General features: G+C 27.9%; 21 protein-coding genes and 1 other RNA gene. 5 read left to right on the forward strand and 17 right to left on the reverse strand.

The features are described 5' to 3' along the window. Positions 1–97 precede the first annotated feature (97 nt). Both I6E15_RS02905 and I6E15_RS02910 read left to right on the forward strand, forming a co-directional pair. Complete coding sequence (locus I6E15_RS02905) at positions 98–1,963, forward strand: PTS mannitol transporter subunit IICBA (RefSeq protein WP_235244114.1); 1,866 nt, start codon at positions 98–100, stop codon at positions 1,961–1,963. Between the two features lie 12 nt (positions 1,964–1,975). Next, on the forward strand, positions 1,976–3,157 hold the full coding sequence (locus I6E15_RS02910; RefSeq protein ID WP_235244116.1) for a mannitol-1-phosphate 5-dehydrogenase: 1,182 nt from the start codon (positions 1,976–1,978) through the stop codon (positions 3,155–3,157). A 99-nt stretch (positions 3,158–3,256) separates the two neighbouring features. Here I6E15_RS02910 and ssrA read toward each other — a convergent pair. From ssrA to I6E15_RS02995, 17 genes are all read right to left on the reverse strand, one after another. Continuing rightward, positions 3,257–3,606: a transfer-messenger RNA gene (gene ssrA, locus I6E15_RS02915) on the reverse strand. 80 nt (positions 3,607–3,686) lie between these two features. Continuing rightward, the gene (locus I6E15_RS02920; protein ID WP_235244118.1) at positions 3,687–4,790 is read right to left on the reverse strand and encodes a YibE/F family protein; all 1,104 of its coding nucleotides are present in this window, start codon (positions 4,788–4,790) and stop codon (positions 3,687–3,689) included. Between the two features lie 64 nt (positions 4,791–4,854). Further along, positions 4,855–6,012, reverse strand: a complete 1,158-nt coding sequence (gene tgt, locus I6E15_RS02925; protein WP_177160361.1) for a tRNA guanosine(34) transglycosylase Tgt — start codon at positions 6,010–6,012, stop codon at positions 4,855–4,857. A gap of 18 nt (positions 6,013–6,030) precedes the next feature. Then, a complete protein-coding gene (locus tag I6E15_RS02930; protein ID WP_235244120.1) occupies positions 6,031–8,205 on the reverse strand; it encodes a RelA/SpoT family protein in 2,175 nt (724 codons plus the stop codon). Positions 8,206–8,229: 24 nt separating this feature from the next. After that, positions 8,230–8,745 carry an adenine phosphoribosyltransferase gene (locus I6E15_RS02935; RefSeq protein WP_235244157.1) on the reverse strand — a complete coding sequence of 172 codons (516 nt, stop codon included), beginning with the start codon at positions 8,743–8,745 and terminating at the stop codon, positions 8,230–8,232. A 1-nt stretch (position 8,746) separates the two neighbouring features. Beyond that, positions 8,747–9,649: a tetratricopeptide repeat protein gene (locus tag I6E15_RS02940; RefSeq protein ID WP_235244122.1), complete on the reverse strand. Its 903-nt coding sequence runs from the start codon at positions 9,647–9,649 to the stop codon at positions 8,747–8,749. Then, positions 9,576–10,286 (reverse strand): DUF502 domain-containing protein, encoded by a 711-nt coding sequence (locus tag I6E15_RS02945; protein WP_235244124.1) that lies wholly within the window; start codon positions 10,284–10,286, stop codon positions 9,576–9,578. The genes I6E15_RS02940 and I6E15_RS02945 overlap by 74 nt, the downstream gene beginning before the upstream one ends. Then, complete coding sequence (locus tag I6E15_RS02950; protein WP_235244126.1) at positions 10,271–11,572, reverse strand: hemolysin family protein; 1,302 nt, start codon at positions 11,570–11,572, stop codon at positions 10,271–10,273. Before I6E15_RS02950 ends, I6E15_RS02945 begins: the two co-directional genes overlap by 16 nt. A 23-nt stretch (positions 11,573–11,595) precedes the next feature. Then, positions 11,596–12,045 (reverse strand): acetyl-CoA carboxylase biotin carboxyl carrier protein, encoded by a 450-nt coding sequence (gene accB, locus I6E15_RS02955; RefSeq protein ID WP_235244128.1) that lies wholly within the window; start codon positions 12,043–12,045, stop codon positions 11,596–11,598. Between the two features lie 12 nt (positions 12,046–12,057). Further along, complete coding sequence (locus I6E15_RS02960) at positions 12,058–12,528, reverse strand: ACT domain-containing protein (protein ID WP_235244158.1); 471 nt, start codon at positions 12,526–12,528, stop codon at positions 12,058–12,060. A 108-nt stretch (positions 12,529–12,636) separates the two neighbouring features. After that, positions 12,637–13,488, reverse strand: coding sequence for a bifunctional methylenetetrahydrofolate dehydrogenase/methenyltetrahydrofolate cyclohydrolase FolD (gene folD / locus I6E15_RS02965; RefSeq protein ID WP_235244130.1), 852 nt, complete (start codon positions 13,486–13,488; stop codon positions 12,637–12,639). An 11-nt stretch (positions 13,489–13,499) separates the two neighbouring features. Next, complete coding sequence (fmt, locus tag I6E15_RS02970) at positions 13,500–14,432, reverse strand: methionyl-tRNA formyltransferase (protein WP_235244132.1); 933 nt, start codon at positions 14,430–14,432, stop codon at positions 13,500–13,502. A gap of 13 nt (positions 14,433–14,445) precedes the next feature. Beyond that, the gene (gene nrdR, locus I6E15_RS02975) at positions 14,446–14,901 is read right to left on the reverse strand and encodes a transcriptional regulator NrdR (RefSeq protein WP_177160352.1); all 456 of its coding nucleotides are present in this window, start codon (positions 14,899–14,901) and stop codon (positions 14,446–14,448) included. A gap of 18 nt (positions 14,902–14,919) precedes the next feature. Next, positions 14,920–15,390, reverse strand: coding sequence for a PTS sugar transporter subunit IIA (locus I6E15_RS02980; RefSeq protein ID WP_177160351.1), 471 nt, complete (start codon positions 15,388–15,390; stop codon positions 14,920–14,922). A 1-nt stretch (position 15,391) separates the two neighbouring features. Then, positions 15,392–16,102, reverse strand: coding sequence for a DNA repair protein RecO (recO, locus tag I6E15_RS02985; protein WP_235244134.1), 711 nt, complete (start codon positions 16,100–16,102; stop codon positions 15,392–15,394). Continuing rightward, positions 16,099–16,659, reverse strand: a complete 561-nt coding sequence (locus tag I6E15_RS02990; protein WP_235244136.1) for a hypothetical protein — start codon at positions 16,657–16,659, stop codon at positions 16,099–16,101. The genes recO and I6E15_RS02990 overlap by 4 nt, the downstream gene beginning before the upstream one ends. Before the next feature lie 208 nt (positions 16,660–16,867). Next, positions 16,868–17,683 carry a hypothetical protein gene (locus tag I6E15_RS02995; RefSeq protein WP_177160348.1) on the reverse strand — a complete coding sequence of 272 codons (816 nt, stop codon included), beginning with the start codon at positions 17,681–17,683 and terminating at the stop codon, positions 16,868–16,870. 198 nt (positions 17,684–17,881) lie between these two features. Between I6E15_RS02995 and rfaE2 the strand changes: the two genes are divergently transcribed. Genes rfaE2 through tsaB form a run of 3 tightly spaced genes read left to right on the forward strand, consistent with a single transcriptional unit; the run spans position 17,882 to position 19,474 of the window. After that, positions 17,882–18,343: a D-glycero-beta-D-manno-heptose 1-phosphate adenylyltransferase gene (gene rfaE2 / locus I6E15_RS03000; RefSeq protein WP_235244140.1), complete on the forward strand. Its 462-nt coding sequence runs from the start codon at positions 17,882–17,884 to the stop codon at positions 18,341–18,343. A gap of 7 nt (positions 18,344–18,350) precedes the next feature. Beyond that, positions 18,351–18,803: a tRNA (adenosine(37)-N6)-threonylcarbamoyltransferase complex ATPase subunit type 1 TsaE gene (tsaE, locus tag I6E15_RS03005; RefSeq protein WP_235244142.1), complete on the forward strand. Its 453-nt coding sequence runs from the start codon at positions 18,351–18,353 to the stop codon at positions 18,801–18,803. Continuing rightward, a complete protein-coding gene (gene tsaB / locus I6E15_RS03010; RefSeq protein ID WP_235244143.1) occupies positions 18,797–19,474 on the forward strand; it encodes a tRNA (adenosine(37)-N6)-threonylcarbamoyltransferase complex dimerization subunit type 1 TsaB in 678 nt (225 codons plus the stop codon). The genes tsaE and tsaB overlap by 7 nt, the downstream gene beginning before the upstream one ends. Positions 19,475–19,484: the final 10 nt, after the last annotated feature.

Here is a 19,484-nt window from a genome sequence, read left to right on the forward strand (position 1 = left end):
GAAATAAAACTTATCACTTTTTATTGAAATGGTTAGACTTTGAATAATTCGTTTTAAAAAAGTATAATTAAAATATAAAAACAAGGAGGTTTTGAAAATGGAAAATAAAAATGATGTTAAAATTTTTGTTCAAAATTTTGGAAGATTTTTAAGTGGAATGGTAATGCCAAATATAGGAGCATTCATTGCTTGGGGGATAGCAACAGCATTATTTATTCCAACAGGATGGATACCTAATGAGGAGCTAGCGAAATTAATTTCTCCGATGCTAAATTATCTTCTACCATTATTGATTGGATATAGTGGAGGAAAATTAATCGCAGGAGAGCGTGGAGGAGTTATGGGAGCTATCACTACAGCAGGAGTTATAGCAGGAACAACAATTCCAATGTTTATAGGGGCGATGATAGCTGGACCAATAGGTGGAATTATAATTAAAAAATTTGATAAGACAATAAATGGAAAAGTAAAATCTGGATTTGAAATGCTTATCAATAACTTTTCAATAGGGATTTTAGGAATAATTTTAGCAATAATATTTTATGAGGCTGTTGGACCTTTAGTAGAAACAGCAAATGGAGTTTTAGGAAATGGAGTTAATAAATTAGTTCAACTTGGATTATTACCAATAACTTCTCTACTTGTTGAGCCAGCAAAAATATTATTCTTAAATAATGCAATAAATCATGGAGTATTTTCACCATTGGGAATACAACAAGTTTCAGAAGTAGGAAAATCAATCTTCTTCTTAATAGAAGCTAATCCAGGACCAGGTTTAGGAGTTTTATTAGCTTATGTATTCTTTGGTAAGGGAAGTTCAAAGCAATCAGCATCAGGGGCAGCACTTATACATTTCTTTGGTGGAATCCATGAAATATATTTTCCTTACATACTAATGAAACCATTTTTAATAGTAGCCGTTATTTTAGGTGGAATATCAGGAGTATTTACAAATGTAGTTTTAGGTTCAGGACTTATTGCTCCACCATCTCCAGGAAGTGTATTTGCGATAATGGCTCTTGCACCAAAAGGGGGATTAACAAAAGTTTTAATCAGTATATTAGTTGCAACAGTAGTTTCATTTGTAGTTTCATCTGTCATTATAAAAAATTCAAAAAGCGATTTAGATTTAAAAGATGCTCAAAATAAAGTAAAAGATATGAAGGCAGCATCTAAAAATGAGATGGCTAATGTAAAATCTGGAGTTTCAAAAATAGTAGTAGCTTGTGATGCTGGAATGGGTTCAAGTGCAATGGGGGCAAGTGTACTTAGAAAAAAAGTTAAAGAGGCTGGATTAAATATAGAAGTTACAAATCGTTCAATATCAAACTTAACAGAGGATATAGATATTGTTATAACTCACAAAGATTTAACACCAAGAGCTAAAAAAACAGTTAAGCAACCTTTACATCTATCAATAAATAATTTTATGGACGGGGAATTTTATGATGAATTGGTAAAAAAATTAAAAGAGGGGGATAGTTCTTATGGGGAAAGCAAAACATTTGAAGGAGAAATTGAGAAAGATAGTGAAAAATTATTTACTCTGGAGAAAAGGGCAATAGTTTTAAATAAAGAAACTATTCAAAAAGAAGATGCTTTAAAAGAAGTTGGAGATTATATGGCAGAGTTAGGTTATGTGAAATCTGGATATAAAGACTACATTTTACAACGTGAAAAAGAATCAACAACTTATATAGGAAATTATGTAGCTATACCTCACGGAACTGTTGAAGGAAAAAAAGAAATTTTAAAAACAGGAATAGTTATCTTCCAATATCCAAATGGTATTGATTTTGGAAATGGAAATATAGCTTATTTCTTGATAGGAATAGCAGCAAGAAATAATGAACATATAGATATTATCTCTCATCTTTCAGATGTTATAGAAGATGAAGATGAAGTTTTAAAACTAAAAGATGAAAAAAATTCTGAAAAATTATATGAAATATTTTCTTTTTAAGGAGGAGAAAAAATGAAAAAAGCGATACAATTTGGAGCTGGAAATATTGGAAGAGGATTTATAGGAGCTATTTTATCTGAAAATGGTTATGAAGTTTGTTTTGCTGATATAAATGAAAATGTAATATCAGAATTAAACAATAAAAAAGAGTATGTGGTTGAAGTTGTAGGACAAAAATGTGAAGAAATAATTATAAAAAATGTTTGTGGTGTATTATCTAATGGAGAAGAAATTTTTGAAAAAATAAAAGAGGCTGAGATAATAACAACTGCTGTTGGACCTGGAGTTCTTAAAATAATAGCTAAAACAATAGCAAAAGGTATAGAAGAAAGAATGAACAGTGGTATAAAAGAAAACTTAAATATAATAGCTTGTGAAAATATGATAAAAGGTTCATCAACACTAAAAGAAGAAACTTTTAAATACCTATCAGAAGATGCGAAAGAATATGTAAATCAATATGTTGGTTTCCCAGATTCAGCTGTTGATAGAATAGTACCACCAATGGAAAAAACAGAAGATATTTTAAGAGTTAGAGTTGAAGAATTTAAAGAATGGATAGTAGATGAAACTTTATTTAAAGGAGAAGTTCCTAAAATTGAAGGAATGACTTTAACAAAAAATCTAATGGCTTTCATAGAAAGAAAACTATTTACTTTAAATACTGGTCATGCAATAACAGCTTACTTAGGAGTTTTAAAAGGATATAAAACAATAAAAGAAAGTATTGAAGATCCAGAAATAAAAAACATAGTTTTAGGTGCTATGAAAGAAAGTGGAGAAGTTTTAATCAATAGATATAACTTTGATAGAGAAAGTCACTATAAATATATCGAAAAGATTTTAGGAAGATTTAAAAATCCTTATTTAGTAGATGAAGTTGTAAGAGTTGGAAGAGAACCACTTAGAAAATTAAGTTATAATGATAGATTGATAAAACCATTAAGAGGAACTATTGAATATAATACTAATAATGAAAATTTAATTTTAGGAATAGACGCTGCTCTAAATTATAAAAATAGTAACGACACTCAAGCAGTTGAATTAGATAGAAAATTAAATGAAAATAATTTTGAAAATGCTTTTTATGAAATAACAGGACTACAAGATAAAAAGTTAGAGAAAAAAATCTATGAAAATTATATAAAAATAAAAAATAATCAGCAAATAAAATCTAATAAAATATATTCCTAGTATCAAACTGGAAGAAGGCTACCAAGTTTAGGTAGCTTTTTTCTTTTTTTGTAAAAAAATAGAACTGCTAGATTAAACAGTTCTATAATATTTATTTTTTGGTGGAGATGACGGGAATTGAACCCGTGTCCAAAACAATAAGCACCATAAGCTTCTACAAGTTTAGTCTGTTATTAGATTTCACAATAACCACTCCCACAGACAGGGCTGATTAAAGCTATCCTCTAAAGTGTCCCTAATTGCTTAGAGAAATCGCAAAAGGTAATCTGTGTAATTGGTAACACCTCGTAAGTTTTCTCCCACAGAATGAAAAAACGGAGGTGAGCTGACTAATTAAGCAGCTAAAGCGTATTCGTTGTTTCCATCTAAACGATGAGTTGATCTCTCACAGCGATCATCCTGACCTGCTACCTATGACCTTATGGCCCTGTCGAAACCTTTGCATCCCCAGTATTAAATTTTTCTAGAACAATATTATACTATTTTTTTTCCAATCTGTCAATTAAATAGCAAAATAGTTCCATTCTATTTATTTAAAAAATTTAGATTTTAGATTTTTTAAATCTCTATATCTTCTATGAAGATGAGCTCCAAAATAAGCTGTAAGTGGAATAGAGACTAAAATTCCAATACTTCCAGCAAAAGATTTTAAAATCTCAACACCAATAAATTCATAATTTAAAAGTCTTATAAATGGAAGACTTTCTAAATTTTTATTTATAACTATCATATCAAAAAGAGAACTTCCAATATAGGCCAAAATAAGAGTATTTATCATAGTTCCAACCATATCTTTTCCAATATTTAAACCAGAATTATATATATCTTTTGAACCAAGACTTGGATTTTTTTCTCTTATCTCAGTAAGAGCAGAGGAGATAGACATGGAAACGTCCATAATAGCTCCCATACTTCCTAAAATTATCCCAGCAGGTACAAGTTCTTTTATTTTTATTCCTTGTAACATATCTATATAAGTTATAGAATCAAGAGTTGGATAACCACTAAAATTCATTTTTTTTATCAGTAAATAGGATAAAACTCCTGAAAAAATAGTTCCACCAACACTTCCAATTATTGCAACGACTCCTTTATGAGTAAATCCAGCTACAAATAAAATAGTTATAATTGATGATAAAAGAGCAGTTATAACGGAGATAAGTATTGGAGAATATCCTTTCATAGTGCAAGGAATAAAGAAATAAAAAATAAGCCATACTGTTATTAAAAGAGCAATCAATGATTTAGCTCCTTTTTTCTTAGCAAGAGCTAAAGTAAGTAGAGAAAAGATTACTCCCATTAAAATATAATCATCTCTTCTATCTACATCAGTTATATAATAGTTACTATTTTCATCTTCTCTACAAAGAACGACTTTATCTCCTTTTTTTAGAGTAAGATTAAAGGCGTCGACAGTGTAGATAGGAAATTCTATTCTATGTATTTTATTTTGGATTTCTATATAAAATACTTCAACGTCTTTTATCTCCTCACCATCTGGTTTAATCTCTGTTTTTATAGAATTTTCAACATAACTTCCAACTTTTTTTATTATTTTTCCAGTGACATATTCCTCTTTTGCAAAAGAAAAAATAGAAAATATAAGAAAAATTCCAAGTATTAATTTTTTCATAGATGCTCCTTATTAAAATTAAAAATAAGTAAATGGCTGTTATTTTTAACAGCCATTTATAAAATTATTTTTTCTTTTCTTGAATCCAAGGGGAAGAATTTCCCATAGAATAATTTTTAATAAATTCCTCTTTAAATTCTAAGTATCTATCTTCTAAAATAGCAGTTCTTGCTTTTTTCATAAGATTTACTAAGAAATATAAATTATGATAAGTAGTAAGTCTTTGTCCTAAAATCTCTCCAGCTTTTAAAAGATGTCTTATATAACCTCTTTTATAATTTCTACAAACATAACAGTCGCAGTCTTCATCTAGTGGTCTATCATCTTCAGCGTAGATAGCATTTTTTATAACAAGTCTTCCATATTTAGTAAACACAGTTCCATGTCTTCCGATTCTTGTTGGGTGAACACAGTCCATCATATCAATTCCATGTTCTACAGCCTCTAACATATCAAGAGGTTCTCCAACTCCCATTAAATATCTCGGTTTTTCTTCAGGGAAAAGTGGAGTTACATTTTTAAGGATTCTATACATGTCCTCTTTTTTCTCTCCAACAGCAAGTCCTCCCATTGCATAACCAGATATATCTTCATCAAGAACTTTTAATTCATTTAAACTTTTCTCTCTTAGATCTTCATAAATTCCCCCTTGAACAATTGCAAAAAGTCCTTGTTCAGTAGGTCTTTTATGATAAGTTACACATCTTTTTGCCCATCTTGTAGTTCTTTCAATAGATGGGATAAGATATTCTCTTGAAGATGCTCCTGGTGGGCATTCATCAAAAAGCATAACTATATCAGATCCAAGATTATTTTGAATTTCTATTGATTTTTCAGGAGATAAAAATCTTTTTGATCCATCAAGATGAGATGAAAAAGCAACTCCCTCTTCAGTTATTTTTCTAAGATGTCCTAAGCTAAATACTTGGAAACCACCACTATCTGTAAGAATTGGTCTGTCCCAATTACTAAACTCATGAAGTCCACCAAATCTTGCAATAAGCTCATCAGATGGTCTTAAATGTAAGTGATAAGTATTTCCAAGGATAATCTCTGTTCCAAGTTCTAAAAGTTCTTCTTTAGTCATTCCTTTTACAGAACCTTGAGTTCCGACAGGCATAAATACAGGAGTTTCTATTTTTCCGTGAGGAGTTGTTATAACTCCAGCTCTAGCATTACCCTGTTTTTTTATTAATTCATATGTTACTGGTAATTTTTTCATTATTTTATTTCCAACCTCTTACCTTTCTATCTCTATTACATATTTAATTTTTTTGATATTTTCAATAAGTAAACTGTAATCTCTCTTATTAGAAATTTCAACAGCCACTTTTATTTTTAGATATTTTTTACCATTTTTTGTAATTGTATTTGAGTTGATATCTGTTAAGAAAATTTTATGATTTGCAATTAAAGCTACAATCTCCATAACAAGACTTTTATTATCTTCAGCGATGATAGAGAATTTAAATTGATATTTATTAAGTTTTTTATTAACAACATCTAAATCCCATTTAACATTTATTTGTCTTTCAGGTTCGTGTTCTATCATATTTTGGAAGTTTTTACAATCTTTTCTGTGGATTGCAATCCCTGTAAGTTTTGTAATATATCCACCGATTTCATCACCTGGAAGAGGGGTACAACATTTTGCAAATCTTATTAAAGTATTGTCTATTCCTTCAACTATTATTCCATAATCATTTTTCTTTCTTGAACTTTTTTGAGTAGGAGCTATAACAGTTTTTTGAGGAATATCTTTTTCTCTGATACTTTCTTGATAATCTCTTAGTTTATCAACAATAATTTCAACTTTACTTCTTTTTTCACCCATAATAAAATAAAATTCATCTAAAGTAGGAATATGATGTTTTTCCATATGTTTTTTTATTACAGGAGATTCTTCTAAATCTTTTAAAGTCATTGGGATAGTTAATTTTTCTATCTCTTTTTCAAGAGAATCTTTACCAAGTCTTATATTTTCTTCCCATTTCTTTTCTTTCAACCATTTTCTAATTTTACTTTTTGCCCCTTGAGTAACAACTATATCAAGCCAGTCATTACCAGGTCCTTTGGCACTTTTAGAAGTTATAATTTCAACTCTGTCACCACTTTTTAATTTATAATCAAGTGGAACAATATCTCCATTTACCTTAGCTCCGATACATTTGCAACCTACTTCAGAGTGGATAGCAAAAGCAAAGTCAATAGGAGTGGCTCCAGTTTTTAATTCTAAGATATCTCCTCTTGGAGAAAAGGCAAATATTGTTTCCTCGATTATATCTCCAGTTATAGAGGTAACAAAATCTTTTGCACTGTCAGCTTCTTTATTAAGCTCTATAATATCTCTAAGCCAAGAATAAACTTTATCTTTTTTACCAACTTTTACTTTTTCTTTATAACTCCAGTGAGCTGCAACCCCTTCTTCAGCTATCCTATCCATCTCTTCAGTTCTTATTTGAATTTCTACAAATTTTCCTTCAGGTCCAACTATTGTAGTGTGGATAGATTGATAGTTATTAGATTTTGGCACAGCGATATAGTCTTTAAATCTTCCAGGAACAGGACTAAATTGTTCGTGGATAACTCCAAGAGTGTGATAACAAGTTGTCACATCTTTAACAATAATTCTAATTCCCATAAGGTCATAAAGGTCATCATAACTTCTATGTTTTTCATAAACTTTTTTATAAATACTATAATAATGCTTAAATCTTCCTTTTATATTTCCTTCGATTTCAGCTTTTTTCAAAAGCCCAGATATAATATTTTCTACATCTTTTATATATTCATCTCTTTCTTCTTTTTTGGAATTGACAAAATCTCTTACTTCAACATATTTTTCTGGATAGATATACATAAAACATAAATCTTCCAATTCAGATTTGATTTTTGCCATTCCAAGTCTATGAGCAAGAGGAGCGTATATAGCTAAAGTTTCTTTTGAAACTCTAAGTTGTTTTTCTTCTGGTACAAAATTTAGAGTTTTCATATTGTGAAGTCTATCAGCTAATTTTATTATGATAACTCTTATATCTTTTGACATAGCAAGCATCATTTTTCTAATGCTTTCATCTTGTTGTTTAGTACCATTAGGTAATTTTTTTAATTTTGTAACCCCATCTACTAAGTTAGCAACAGATTCTCCAAAATTATATTTTATATCAGCAATAGTTATAAAAGTATCTTCAACAATATCATGTAAAATCCCAGCTATTATAGAATCAGTATCCATTCCCATATCAATTATTATTTTTGCAACTTGGACTGGATGTAAAATATAATTATCTCCTGATTGTCTAAACTGACCAACATGAGCTTCTTCAGCAAAAGAAAAAGCTAGTTTTATTTTTTCTATATCAACATCAAGATTTTTCTTTTTAATTTCCTCTAAAATTCCGTTTAAATAATCCATATTTCCCCTCTTTCTAAAAGCTCTCTAATACTCCATCAGTGTAAAGATATCATATCCTTCGAATTTTTTAGTGCTATCAAATTCCTCTTTTAAATCTATTAAGAAACAGATTCCTACAACTTCACCACCAAGTTCTTCTATAAGTTTTATAACAGCTTGAGTAGTTCCTCCAGTAGCTAAAAGGTCATCAATGATAACAACTTTTTGTCCAGCTTTTATAGAATCTTTATGTATTTCTAAAGTATTTTTTCCATATTCTAAATCGTAGTCAAAAGATATAACTTCTCTTGGTAATTTTCCAGGTTTTCTAACTGGAACAAATCCAATTCCTAAGTTATATGCCACAGGACTTCCAAATATAAATCCTCTTGATTCAGGTCCAACTATAACATCAGCTCCTTTTTCTTTTGCAAAATTAGAAAATTCATCAATGGCACTTTTAAAAGCCTCTCCATTTTGAATAAATGAAGTGATGTCTCTAAAAGTTACACCTTCGATTGGAAAATCTTTTATTGAAGTTATATATTTTTTATAATCTATTTTATTCATCTTTTTCTCCTAATAATTTAATATATTTTTTATCTAGTTTCCCCTGTGGAGAAACAAATCTTAAAACTGAATCTCTCTCTTTATATTTTTTTAGTTTTTGCTCAAGGGTTGCTAAAAGAATATAAAGTTCATCGTTTCCATTTTGTGTGACAATATATCTTTTTAATTCTTTTTCAAGACTCTCTAAATCTTTAGATATTTTTTCTTTAAAAGTAAAATATAATGTCATAGCATTGGAATCACTATAATATTTATTTGAAATGTTATATAAAACTTTTGATAACTCTTGATAATCTTTTTCTTTTAAAAGAAAATTCAGATATGTTTCGTAGTAAGTTTTATCAAAAGATTGAATATTGTTTTCTAAATTTTTTAAATAATTTCTAGCTTCTTCTTTTTTGTTAGTTTTTATCAAAAGAAAAACTTTTAATTTTTTAGATTCTAAATCTAATTCATTATCATAAAGTTTATTTAAGTATTTAAGTGAATTTTTATAATCCCCTTTTAGATAATAGATATAACTTATATTTCTATTTATATCTGTTGAATATTCTGTTTCTTTAAGGGCTTTTTTATAATATTTAATCCCATTGGAGTAATCTCCAAGTTTTGTGTAGGTTTCTCCAATTTCTTCATAAAGGATAGCGGATTTTTTATCTTTTTTTAGAGCTTCCTTATAAAGAGCCAAAGCTTTGGAATATTCTCCAATCTTTTTTAAATTTATTCCCTTTATAATAAGGTATTCTGGTTTTATAGTTTCATAACTATTTTTCTCTACACTAGAACACCCTAAAATGAAAAGTGAAAATATAAAAATAAAACTATTTTTTATTGGCTTCAATAAGTTCTTTTTCTTCAGTAGAGTTATTTTCTTCAAGTTCATCATCTTCATCATAATTTACTCCCGGAGTAATAACTCCACCAGAAACAATAAGTTTGATAGCTTCTTCGATACTCATATCCAACTCTTTGACATCTTCTTTTGGTACACAGATAAACATACCAGAAGTTGGATTTGGAGAAGTAGGTATAAAGATATTATGAAACTCTTTACCATAAGCATCTTTTAAAATAAAATTGTCTTCTGCAGTTAAAAAACCGATACTATAAATTCCTTTTCTTGGATATTCAACAACGATAACCTTTTTATATCCAGGATTTTTTTGAGAAGAAATAAGTTTTACTATTTGTTTCATAGTGGTATAGATTTGTTTGATGATTGGTAGTTTACATATAAGGTTATCTATACCTTTTCTTATCTTTTTACCAACAATATTTTTTGTTATCACTCCTACAAAAACAATTGAAAGCAAAATAATAAGTAAATATACTCCATATACTATATATACAACTTTTTCATTTTCTTGAAATCCAAAATAATATATAAATTTATTTATAATTTTAACTAAAAATGAATTTGTAGTCAATGAAATAACAAGATTTATAATCCAATTCAGTATAAAAATTGTTAAAAAAATTGGTAGAACTACTATCATTCCTGCATAAAAATGATTTCTTATTCCTCTTGGCATATGTCCTCTTCACTTTCCTTTTTAGTTAAAAGAACTTTTGACACTCTAATTTTATCAATCTCCAAAACTTTTAATTCTACATTTTCAATATTGATGACGTCTCCTATCTCTGCCATCTCATTTAACTCATTTAAAATAAGTCCACCTAGACTATCATAATCATCTGATTCTGGTAGATGAATATTAAGAGTTTTGTTAAGTTCTTCTACATCTATCATACAATCAACTTCATAAACATTTTCAGATATTTGTTTTATATTATCTTTTTCGTCAGAGTCATATTCATCTCTAATATCTCCAAAAATTTCTTCGATGACATCTTCAATAGTAACAACTCCAACAGTTCCACCATATTCATCAACAGCTATTGCCATATGAATATGTTCTTTTTTAAAATCTTCTAATATACTAAGTACAGATTTAGTTTCTGGTATAAAGAAAGCTTTTCTAATAAAATCCTTTACAGGAGAATTTATTTTTCCCTCTTTTACAGCTACTAATAAATCTTTTACATATAGTATACCTATAATATCATCAATCCCTTCGTTATAAACTGGTATTCTTGAAAATCCATAAGAGATAACTTGGTCGATAATCTCTCCAACTTTTTCATCACCATTTACTGCATAAACAGAAGTTCTAGGAGTCATTACTTCTCTAGCTAGAGTATCTCCAAAAGTAACGATTGATTCAATCATATTTTTTTCTTCAGCTTCTATTACTCCCTCTGCTTTTCCAACATTTACATAGGAGATAATATCTTGCTCTGTTATTTTCATAACATTATCACTTATATCTATTCCAATTATTCTACTTATTAATTTTGAAATCATAGTAAGAACAAATATAAATGGTTTAGTTAATTTTGTCAGTAGATATATTGGTAAAATAACTTTTTTAGATATCTCAGTAGAATGACTTTTAGCTATTATTTTTGGAGTAATTTCACCAAAAATTAAAATGATAACAGTCATAATAAGTGTTGATATTAAAACAGATTGATTTTGTGATTCTATTCCTCTTTGAGATAAAAATTTTGTAATAAGAGCAGTAGCAAGTGATGTAGAGAAAATATTAACAATATTATTTCCAAGTAAAAGTCCTGTTAATATCTCTGTTGGTTTTTTAAGCCACTGTTTTAATAGCTCTCCCTTTTTAGGACTTTTCTCTGCTATTTCTTCTAAATGAATACTGCTAAAAGCTGTAAGGGCTGTTTCTGCTGCTGAAAAAAATCCAGATAACAAAATTAAAATTACTAGTAAAATCAAATCCCGATACGTGTCCAATTAATAATACACCTTCCCCCTAATTATTCAACTATAAAAAGTCTATCTCCCTTTTGCACAATTTCTCCATTTTCAACTAAAATTTTTGTAACAGTTCCAGAAAAATTTGAAACAACATCGTTCATCATCTTCATAGCTTCGATGATACAAACAGTATCTCCTTTATTTATCGAATCTCCCTCTTGAACAAAGTGAGGTTCTCCTGGAGCTGGTGATCTGTAGAAAGTTCCTGCCATAGGAGCTATAATTATATTTCCTTTTATTTTATCCTCTTTTTTAGAAGTAGGAGCAGTTTTTGGAGCTACACTATTAACAGCTTGTGGAATGTAAGTAGCTGTATTTATAACTTCTCTTTTTACTTCTTTTTTTAGAGTTATTTTTTCATCACCTTTTTCTAAGGTAATTTCATTTAATGAGTTTTCATTAATTTTTTTTGCTAGTTCTTCTATTAATTCTAAACTTATATTTTCCATTATTACTCCTTGTTAATTACTTCCTATTATTCTTAATTCTTTTACGCCTTCTATTTCACTTATAAGCTCTAGTACTCCTTCAACTTTTCTTAGAGTATTTTGAGTTGTTTGGACAGAAATAGTTGCTCTACCAATACCATCAATTGAAATATTTTGAATAATAGTTAAAATATTCATATCGTGGCTAGCTATAACATCTAAAATTCTTGCAAGTATTCCTGGTTCATCTTTTAAAGCCAAATGAATACTAAATACTTTTTCTTGTCCTCCTTCAAAGAATGGTTTTATATAATCTTTATATTTGTAATATGTACTTCTACTAAGTCCAACTTTTTTGATAGCTTCATATTTTGATAATTTTTCATTTTGTACTAAATCATTTACCAAAAGAACATTTTTTATAGAACTTGGAAGTATTCTTTTATCAACGATAAAATACTCTTTTTTTTCAGAATTTTGAGCTTCTTTTATCTTTGCATCTATACTTTTGTCATCTTTTTTTACTTTTGATTTTTTTGTAACTTTAGTTTCTAAAGAATTTTCTATATTGTCAGAATTTTTTTTAGGTCTTCCTGGTCTAGCCATTTTCTATTACTCCCCCCTTTTTTCATAAGCTCTTAAAGTATTATTTAAAAGCATAGCTATTGTCATTGGTCCTACTCCTCCCGGAACAGGTGTTATGAAAGATGCTAGTTTTGAAACATTTTCAAAATCTACATCTCCACATAATTTTCCATCAACTCTGTTTATCCCTACATCTATAATTATAGCTCCCTCTTTAACCATACTTTCTTTTAAAAATTTTGGTTTTCCAAGGGCAGCGATAATTATATCAGCATTTTTTAAAATATCTTCTATATTTTTTGTTCTACTGTTACAAACTGTAGTAGTAACTCCTCTATTTATTAAAAGTGAAGAGATTGGTTTTCCAACAATATTACTTCTACCTATAACCACACCGTTCATTCCATACAAATCTAAATCTTTTATAGAATCTAAAAGATACATTATCCCTTGTGGAGTACAAGGCACCATTCCATCTTCTTTTCCAAGCATAACTTTTCCAAGATTTTCAGCTTTAAATCCATCAACATCTTTTGAAGTGTCTATTGTATTACAGATTTCATCTTCATTTAGATGTTTTGGAAGTGGTAGTTGGACTAAAATTCCATCTATATTTTTATCATTATTTAAAGCTTGTATATTTTCTAAAAGTTCAGCTTGAGAGATATTTTCATCAAGAAAAATTGCCTTGCTGTAAAATCCAACTTTTTCACAAGCTTTTACTTTTGAATTAACATAGATTTTTGATGCAGGATTATTTCCTACAATGATAACTGCTAATCCTGGAACTCTTTTATTAGAGTTTTTTAAGTTATCAACTTTTTCTTTTATTTTATCTAAAATCTCTTGGGAGCATTTTTTTCCGTCTAGTATATTCATTAGTTACCCCTTTATTTTAAAATATTTCCAACTTTTATGAAGTTTCCATTAAGTAGATCTGCTCCAGAAAGAATTTTTTTACTTTCGGGCTTAGCACTTGTTATGATTAAAGAACCACCAATAACTTTTACAACAGGACCTTTTCCTTTAATCTTATCAACAATCTCTCCGTTTACTCCATTTTCATAAACTTTATCATATTTTTTAACTTCATAAACTTTTAAAAGCTTATCTTCGTCTATTGTCCAAGCACAAGGCACTGGAGAAATACCTCTTACAAAGTTAAAAATTTCCTCTTTAGATTTATTCCAATCTATTTTTAAATCTTCTTTTTTGAATGGTTTTACGAAGGTAGCAAGAGTTTCATCTTGAGGAATACTTTCATTTTCTCCTTTTTCAATTAAGGTAACTGCTTCATCAAGAGCTTCTGCTCCTAAAAATTTAAGTCTATCGTGAAGAGTTTCAAAGTTATCCTCTTCAGTGATAGGAGTTTCTTTTGCTAAAATTATATTTCCAGTATCTAACCCTTCAGCCACATACATTATAGTAACTCCAGATTTTTCATCTCCAGCCATAAGAGCAGCATTTATTGGAGCAGCTCCTCTAAATCTTGGTAAAAGAGATGAGTGAACATTTATAATTCCAAATTTTGGCATGTCGATAATATCTTTTGGAATTATTTTTCCATAAGCTACTACAACGATTAAATCTGGATTTAATTCTTTTATTATATTTTTTGTTTCTTCATCTTTTAATGAATTAGGTTGATAAATAGGAATATTTTTATCAATAGCATATTGTTTTACTGGCAAATATTCTATTTTTTTACCTCTTTTATTTATCTTATCTACTTTAGTAAAAACACCGATAATTTCATGTTTTTTATCTAAAATTTCTAAACATGGTACAGCAAAATCTGGAGTACCCATAAATAGTATTCTCATCTAAAATTCTCCCTTACTTTTTTCCTTTTATATTTTCAACAATCTCTATAAAATCTTTTATATTGTTAAACTCTTTGTAAACAGATACAAATCTAACATAGGCTACTTCATCAAGATTTTTTAATTCCTCCATAACAAGCTCCCCTACATATTTTGTACTTATTTCACTTTCTAAAGAATTTTGTAGTTTTCTTTCGATTTTTAAAACAAACTCTTCTATTGTATCTCTACTGATATTTCTTTTACTAGTTGCAATAGTAAGACCTCTGATTATTTTATTTCTATCAAATTTTTCTCTACTTTTATCTTTTTTGATTACGTAAAGAGCTCTTTCTTCAATCTTTTCATAAGTAGTAAATCTTTTTTTACACTCTAAACATTCTCTTCTTCTTTTGATAGAATTTCCATTTACAAACTCTCTACTATCAACAACTTTTGTATCACTACTATTACAAAACGGACATCTCATACTATCCTACTCCTTTTTTTAACAGCTTTCTTCTTGGGCTATACAATCAATAATGTCTTTAGGAGTTTTGGCATTAAGAAGTTTATTTCTAAATCCTTCGCTTCTTATAAGTCTTGAAATTCTTGCCAAAACTTTTAAATAAATCTGAGTATCTTTCATAGGTGATGCAAAAACAAAAAATATTTTTACTCCTTCTCCGTCCATAGAATCGTAATCAATTTTTTCATTACTAATTCCAAAAGCGATTGTTAATCTTAAAGCATTTTCTGTCTTAGCATGTGGGATTGCAATTCCTCTTCCTATCCCTGTACTTCCTATTTGTTCTCTTTCAAGTAGAGCTTTTTTAATAGTATCTTTGCTTGTTAAATTTGGTGATTTAACCATTAAATCAGCTAACTCATCTAGTATAGCTTCCTTTGTTTTTCCTTTTAGATGAAGATCTATTAATTCTTCTGTCATATAGTCCGTGATTTTAACTATATCTACCATTTCACTCTGCCTCCCAGATATATTTTTTTAAATTTAAGTTTCCTTCTAAATGATAATTAAAATATTTTTCAAAGATTTTTAAAACACTGAAAATATCTTTTGAAGATAATTCCTCACAAAGCAACTCTCTGACATTTCCAGTATAAATCTTTTTAACAATTTTTTCCTCTCTTGGAGTAAGGAAGATAGAATCTTCATATTTTTTTTCTCCAAGAATAGAGTTTACTATGGAAAAATAACTTCCCTCTTCTACTTTAAAACTAACTCCCTCTTCTATCAAAATTTTGTAGATAAAGAAAAGTAGAAGAATATAATTTTTTGTTAAATTTTCCTCTTTGGATAAATATCCAAAACTTTTTAAAGATAAATCATAAATTTTGCTATTTCTTTCTCCAAAATTTAAACACTCATTCAATATAGAACAAATATATAAACCTATACTTATTTTCTCAATATCCTTTTTTATATTATCAAAGGTATTTATCGAATCAATTGAACTTGCTATAAAATTTTCACCTTTTTTATATACAATAAATTTAGAATGACTAAAAACATCAGATGCTGTTTTATCTCTTCTTTTACTTTTGTTAATCCCCTTAAAAATTATAGATTGTTTACCAAAAGTAGTTGTAAATACTGTGAGTAATCTATCAGAATCATTTATATCTTTTTTCTTGATGATAACTCCTTCAAGTTTTATAATTTCTGTCATTTAATTTCAAATTCACTTTCTTTTATCTGGCTATTTACTATTACATCAGAGATTTTTAATTCAGCTAATAAAATTTTTCCGTCAAATACTTTAAGATGAGTGGGAAGTCTATATCCATCAAACTCTCCCATTTTTAAAATATCAAAGACCAACTTATCTTTTTTTACAGTAAAAGATTTTTCTAAATTATAAATTTTTCTAAAATTTTCACTTTTTTTATAATTTTCTTGGAAATATTTTATAGTTTCAACTAAAAAGTTTTCTTCATCAATATTATCTTCTTTTATCACTTGATCAAATATTGGAAGATAAACAGTTTTTGTATTATCTTTGTAGATAAAAATCTCTCCCTTATGTGATTTTGGTTCAGTCATAACTTTTTTTAAAGTATCTGGTAGAGAGTAAGTAACCTCGTAAGATTTAGCAGTAGCTTTATTATTAACAAAAGTTTTTTCATTGACTAACAGTTTTAAATTTTTAATTAAAGTTATATTTTTATCCTCACCAAAAGATACTATTGTCATCAGAAAAAATATAAAAGTTATAATTTTTTTCATTTAAACTCCCTTAGAATATTTTATTTTTTATAAATTATCACTAAATTTTAGTACAAAATAAATTTTTATCTTGATATACAATTATATTATATTTCAATGGATTTGTAAAGAATATTGTTGATTTTTTTGATACTAAATGAATAAAAAATATTATTTATTTTTCAATAAAAAAAGGACTAATATACATAGTCCCTTTAGTTAGATATATTTATTTAGATACAGCTTCTAATTTAATTCTTTTTCTATTTATGAATGTGATTTTTATTTCTCCATTAACTTCAGAGTTTTTAGCAAACCAAAGTTTTAAAGGTTTGTTTCCGATAATTCTTGGAGTACCTGAAGAGTTAGCAGTTCTACTAATTCTACCTTGGATATTTTCTTTTTCTCCAACAACGATTGTGATTTCTTCTTTGTCATCTCCAACACAATCAGAGTAAGCAGTTTTTAAATTGAAGAAACCTCTGTCCATATAACTTTTTCCAAGAATAAATATATAAGATTGATATTCTTTTTTAGGTTTTTCTACTTTTATAACCTCTTTTAATTCTGGTTTTTCTTCGATAATCTCCTCTATTTTTGCTTTTTCCTCTTGATCTTTTTTTACTGCAACTCTATCTTTTTGTACTATTTTTTTCATACGATCTACAACATTTTCTTCATTCCACTCAGCATTAAATTCTTTTATAAATTTAATAATATCTTGTTTCTCGTATCTAGTTTTAAATCCAAAAAACTTAGTATTTTTTAGTGCGTAGATATCTACTGGAGAATTATCTAAAGTTTTTAAAATAAGTTCTTTTACTTGTACTTCTTCAGCCTCGAAATCTTTTGGAGAAACATAGCAATTTAGTGCAAATTCTAATACATCATCTGTTGATGCAATAAATTTTACATAAGAATTTACTACAAAAGCATAGACAATTTTATTCTCTTTTTTGAAATCTCCCACTTCAAAAAATAGATTATTTTCTTGCTTTTTCCATTCTCCAACCTTTTTAAATCCCAACTTAGATAAAATTTCCATAAAGTCCCCCTCAAATTATTTTTTTATTTCAATACTATTGTAACTTAAAAACCTAAAAATTAAAAGAAAAATTTTTATTTTTTTGCAATAAATTTTGAAATATTTATAAAAAAAAATTCTTTAATAAAATTGTTTTAGATTTCATTATAGTATGGTATAATGAAAGGTAAAATATTATTGAAATATTAAGGAGGAAGAATGCTAATAGACAAACAGTTTGGAAAACAGTTAGTAGAAATTTTAAAATCTCAAAATAAAAAAGTTGTTTTTACAAATGGTTGCTTTGATATTTTGCACGTTGGACATTTAAGATATTTAAATGAGGCAAAAAAACAAGGAGATGTTCTTATAATTGGTGTTAACTCAGACGCCTCTGTAAAAAGATTAAAAGGGGAATCTCGTCCAATCAATAATCAATTTGATAGAGCAGAGATGCTTAGCGGATTAAAAGTTGTTGATTATACAGTTATTTTTGAAGAAGATACACCAGAAGAATTAATTGCTACATTAAAACCATCTATCCATGTTAAAGGTGGAGATTATAAAAAAGAAGACTTACCAGAAACCAAAATAGTTGAAAGTTATGGCGGAGAAGTTAGAATTTTATCTTTTGTAGAGGGAAAATCTACAACAAACATTGTAAAGAAAATACAAGGATAGTGATATAATGGAAAAAGTAATGTCTTTTGATGAGATAAATATTTTTGCGAAAAAACTAGCAAACTATGTAAATGCTGGAGATTTAATAGCACTTATTGGAGATTTAGGAACTGGTAAAACAACTTTTAGTCAAAATTTTGCAAAAGAATTGGGAGTTACAGAAAATTTAAAAAGTCCAACTTTTAACTATGTATTAGAATATTTTTCAGGAAGAATACCTCTTTATCATTTTGATGTGTATAGACTTGGAAGTCCAGAAGAGATTTATGAAATTGGTTATGAAGATTATCTAAACAGTGACGGAGTTGTATTAGTTGAGTGGGCAAATATAATTGAATCTGAGCTACCAAAAGAATATATTGAAATAAAATTAGAATATTTTGATGAAAATTCAAGAAAATTAATAATCTCATTTATTGGAAATAAAGAGAGAGAAAAGGAGTTGTTTGGACTATGTTAATTTTAGGAATAGATACTTCTACAAATGTTGGGACAGTGGCAATTTATTCTGATACAAAAGGAACTTTAGGAGAAATTTCAGTAAATATAAATAAAACTCACTCTGAAAATATTATGGTTATGATAGATGAGCTTTTTAAATTAACTAACACTACAATAAATGATATTGATAAAATTGCAGTGAGCATAGGACCTGGAAGTTTTACAGGAATAAGAATTGGAGTGGCTGTTGCAAAAGGTCTTGCTTCAGCAACAAATTGTAAAATTGTTGGAGTTAATGAATTAGATGTTATTGCAGGAAACTCTACTTCAAACGAATGTGAAATATGTTCGATAATAGACGCTAGAAAAGAAAGAGGATATTATTGTACTTTTAAATATGAAAATGGAATTTTAAAACAGTTAGAAGATTATAAAGTTGGAGAATTAAGAGAATTTTTAGAAACTAGAAAAGAAATAAGAACAGTTTATTTAGGTGATGGTGCAATAAATTATAAAAATCTTATTTCAAATATTGTAGGAGAAAATGGAGTGTTTGCTCCAAAATCTTTAAATCTTCCAAGAGCTAGTGTAGTGGCAGAACTTGGAATAAATAATGAAGATAATCTTTATACTATGGAACCTATTTATTTAAGCAAATCACAAGCTGAAAGAGAAAAAGAAAAAATATAGAATATTTTAG

It is taken from the genome of Fusobacterium perfoetens, assembly GCF_021531475.1.
Classification (GTDB): domain Bacteria; phylum Fusobacteriota; class Fusobacteriia; order Fusobacteriales; family Fusobacteriaceae; genus Fusobacterium_B.

What these genes read in the sequence shown, in the direction of transcription:
- I6E15_RS02905 (WP_235244114.1), top strand. Translation starts at nt 98, where the DNA reads ATGGAAAATAAAAATGATGTTAAAATTTTTGTTCAAAATTTTGGAAGA.
- I6E15_RS02910 (WP_235244116.1), top strand. Translation starts at nt 1,976, where the DNA reads ATGAAAAAAGCGATACAATTTGGAGCTGGAAATATTGGAAGAGGATTT.
- I6E15_RS02920 (WP_235244118.1), bottom strand. Translation starts at nt 4,790, where the DNA reads ATGAAAAAATTAATACTTGGAATTTTTCTTATATTTTCTATTTTTTCT.
- tgt (WP_177160361.1), bottom strand. Translation starts at nt 6,012, where the DNA reads ATGAAAAAATTACCAGTAACATATGAATTAATAAAAAAACAGGGTAAT.
- I6E15_RS02930 (WP_235244120.1), bottom strand. Translation starts at nt 8,205, where the DNA reads ATGGATTATTTAAACGGAATTTTAGAGGAAATTAAAAAGAAAAATCTT.
- I6E15_RS02940 (WP_235244122.1), bottom strand. Translation starts at nt 9,649, where the DNA reads ATGATGAAGATGATGAACTTGAAGAAAATAACTCTACTGAAGAAAAAG.
- I6E15_RS02945 (WP_235244124.1), bottom strand. Translation starts at nt 10,286, where the DNA reads ATGCCAAGAGGAATAAGAAATCATTTTTATGCAGGAATGATAGTAGTT.
- accB (WP_235244128.1), bottom strand. Translation starts at nt 12,045, where the DNA reads ATGGAAAATATAAGTTTAGAATTAATAGAAGAACTAGCAAAAAAAATT.
- folD (WP_235244130.1), bottom strand. Translation starts at nt 13,488, where the DNA reads ATGAATATACTAGACGGAAAAAAATGCTCCCAAGAGATTTTAGATAAA.
- fmt (WP_235244132.1), bottom strand. Translation starts at nt 14,432, where the DNA reads ATGAGAATACTATTTATGGGTACTCCAGATTTTGCTGTACCATGTTTA.
- nrdR (WP_177160352.1), bottom strand. Translation starts at nt 14,901, where the DNA reads ATGAGATGTCCGTTTTGTAATAGTAGTGATACAAAAGTTGTTGATAGT.
- I6E15_RS02980 (WP_177160351.1), bottom strand. Translation starts at nt 15,390, where the DNA reads ATGGTAGATATAGTTAAAATCACGGACTATATGACAGAAGAATTAATA.
- recO (WP_235244134.1), bottom strand. Translation starts at nt 16,102, where the DNA reads ATGACAGAAATTATAAAACTTGAAGGAGTTATCATCAAGAAAAAAGAT.
- I6E15_RS02990 (WP_235244136.1), bottom strand. Translation starts at nt 16,659, where the DNA reads ATGAAAAAAATTATAACTTTTATATTTTTTCTGATGACAATAGTATCT.
- I6E15_RS02995 (WP_177160348.1), bottom strand. Translation starts at nt 17,683, where the DNA reads ATGGAAATTTTATCTAAGTTGGGATTTAAAAAGGTTGGAGAATGGAAA.
- rfaE2 (WP_235244140.1), top strand. Translation starts at nt 17,882, where the DNA reads ATGCTAATAGACAAACAGTTTGGAAAACAGTTAGTAGAAATTTTAAAA.
- tsaE (WP_235244142.1), top strand. Translation starts at nt 18,351, where the DNA reads ATGGAAAAAGTAATGTCTTTTGATGAGATAAATATTTTTGCGAAAAAA.
- tsaB (WP_235244143.1), top strand. Translation starts at nt 18,797, where the DNA reads ATGTTAATTTTAGGAATAGATACTTCTACAAATGTTGGGACAGTGGCA.